A 2,501-nucleotide genomic window follows, 5' to 3' on the forward strand; every position below is an offset into this window, starting at 1 on the left:
GCTCCGATCAGGGTGCGCCGGGGCGCCGCGGCAAAGCGGCGCCGGGGCCAGACGTGGCCCGGCCACAGCGAGGTGGAGCGGCGCTGTGGGCTCGAAACAGGCGGGCTCGAAACAGGCGGGCTCGAAACAGGTGAGCTCGGGACGGGCGGGCTCGAAACAGGTGAGCTCGGGACGGGTGGAGTGGAGCCGGTGACCATGGACAGCCTTCTTCCTTCGTGCGGGCAGGACTGTGAGCGGCGTCGCCAGAACGAGCCGAATCGGTGATGGAAGGGAAATCAGGTGCTCGGGATGTACACCCTGATGTGGCAACCCGGAGTGCGATCGAGCACTTGGATCGTGCCGCCGTGCAGTTCGGTGGCCCAGCGGGCTATGGCCAATCCGAGGCCGGTACCGCCGTCGGTGGCTCCGCCTCGACTGAAGCGGTCGAACACCGAAAACCGTTCTGCTGCTGCGATACCCGGTCCGCGGTCGACGATGTCGAAGTGCACACCGCCGTCGACGGCGCGTGCGGAGACGGCCACGGCGGTGTCGGCGGGTGCGTGCCGCACAGCGTTGTCGACGAGATTGGTGATCACCTGGGTGAGCCTCGAAGGATCTGCACAGACCTTCAGATCCGCCGGAACGACGTCAATGTCGATCCGAGAGTGTTCTGCGGTCACGTCGGCGAGAAATGTTCGGAGGAGCAAGCTTTCGGGTCGCAGGGGCAATACCCCACCCTCGAGCCGTGACAGATCGAGCAGTTCCGCGACGAGGTCGCCGAGCTTTTCGGTCTGCCGTAGCGCCACCCGCAACGTCGCCGGATCCGGTTCGCTGACGCCGTCGACGATGTTCTCGAGCACCGCACGCAGCGCGGCGATCGGGGTCTTCAATTCGTGGGAGACGTTGCCGATGAGTTCTCGCCGATAGTTGTCGGCTGCTTCGAGATCGGTGGACATGGTGTTGAACGCCTGCGCCAGTTGACCGATTTCGTCGCGTGATGTTGCGCGCACTCGCGTCGTGTAGTCACCTCGTGCCATCGCCTTGGCCGCCGCGGTCATCTCCCGCAGCGGTGACGTCATACCGTGCGCCAGTACCTGCGTCGCCGCCAGCGACATGACGAGAGCGGCGAGCAGTGCGTATCGAAACTGCCAACCCGCACCGAACCAGAAGGTGATGCTGGCGACGATCAGGACGACGCCCACGATGAACGAAACCTTGAGCTTGAACGAGGTGAAGGGATCGAGGGGACGCGGTAGCGCCGGGCGGGGCGGACGCTCACCGTCGGCCGCGGAGCGGCGCATCAACGCGGCACCTCCAACGCGTACCCGACGCCGTGCACGGTGCGGATGAGCTCGTTCCCGAGTTTGCGTCGCAGCGCCTTCACATGACTGTCCACCGTGCGACTACCCGCCGAGTCTCCCCAGCCCCAGAGCTGCGCCAGGAGGGTTTCCCGCGCGACGGCCGTGCGCGGCCGCTCGGCCAGATAGGTGAGGATGTCGAATTCGGTTCGCGTGAGGTGGATTTCCCCGTCCTGGCCGTGCACCCGACGCTCGTCGTGATCGATCCGGATCGCTCCGATACTCGTCGAAGTCGGCTCTGGCACCTGTGAACGATCGACCCGCCGTACGAGGGCATGCACGCGAGCGACCAACTCTCGCATACTGAACGGCTTGGACAGGTAGTCGTCGGCTCCCACGCCGAGTCCGACGAGCATGTCCGTCTCGTCGGACTTCGCCGTCAGCATCAACACCGGCACCGGGCGCGCAGCCTGGATCCGTCGACACACCTCGAGACCGTCGTAGCCGGGAAGCATGACGTCGAGCACCACGACGTCGGCCCGGACACGAGCGCACACGTCCACCGCGGATGGGCCGTCCGCTGCGGTGGCGACCGTGTAGCCCTCCCCCCTCAGGCGCGCTGCCACTGCGTCAGAGATGGTCGGTTCGTCGTCGACGACCAAGACGGTGCGGTTCATGCATCCGACCCTAGAGGGCGCTCGTGGAGGAGCCGGGCGGGAAATGTGGAGGTTCGGTGAAGATCGAAGCCGGCGGATCCGGCCGGCGGCTGACGGGCCGAGGTGACTGTTACGAGACGACTTCGGAAGCGATAGCAGAACGGGCGTCTGTCCGACGCTGCATCCACATGGCCGTGGCGAGAACGCCCACACCTGCGACCGCGAGGACAGCGCCTGCGGCCGCTGGAGCCGTGTAGCCGAAGCCTGCGGAGATGACTGCCCCGCCCAGGGCGGCACCGATGGCGTTGGCGAGGTTGAAGGCAGCATGGTTCAGCGACGCAGCGAGGGTCTGCGCATCCTCGGCGACGTCCATCAACCGCGTCTGCAGCCCGGGGATCACCGACGATCCGGAGGCCCCGATCAGGAAGACGAGAAGGAGAGCGCTGATCGCGTTGTGTGACGCGAAGACGAACGTCGCGAGGAACACCGCCATGGCGGCGAGGCCGATGAACGTCCCGCGCAGCATCAGCTTGTCGGCCAGCCAGCCGCCGAAGTAATTGCCTGTCAC

General features: G+C 66.3%; 4 protein-coding genes. 1 reads left to right on the forward strand and 3 read right to left on the reverse strand.

Translation table 11 applies throughout. From position 1 onward, the window contains the following. Positions 1 to 264: hypothetical protein (locus WBQ44_RS05380; protein ID WP_495565700.1), on the forward strand; the 264-nt coding region annotated here is incomplete at its 5' end. 11 nt (positions 265 to 275) lie between these two features. Here WBQ44_RS05380 and WBQ44_RS05385 read toward each other — a convergent pair. The 3 genes from WBQ44_RS05385 to WBQ44_RS05395 all read right to left on the reverse strand — a co-directional run. Further along, positions 276 to 1,280, reverse strand: coding sequence for a HAMP domain-containing sensor histidine kinase (locus WBQ44_RS05385; protein ID WP_495565701.1), 1,005 nt, complete (start codon positions 1,278 to 1,280; stop codon positions 276 to 278). After that, positions 1,280 to 1,954, reverse strand: coding sequence for a response regulator transcription factor (locus WBQ44_RS05390; protein WP_495565702.1), 675 nt, complete (start codon positions 1,952 to 1,954; stop codon positions 1,280 to 1,282). The genes WBQ44_RS05385 and WBQ44_RS05390 overlap by 1 nt, the downstream gene beginning before the upstream one ends. A gap of 109 nt (positions 1,955 to 2,063) precedes the next feature. Next, positions 2,064 to 2,501: MFS transporter (locus tag WBQ44_RS05395; RefSeq protein ID WP_495565703.1), on the reverse strand; the 438-nt coding region annotated here is incomplete at its 5' end.

Source organism: Rhodococcus sp. (in: high G+C Gram-positive bacteria), assembly GCF_049591685.1.
Classification (GTDB): domain Bacteria; phylum Actinomycetota; class Actinomycetes; order Mycobacteriales; family Mycobacteriaceae; genus Rhodococcoides.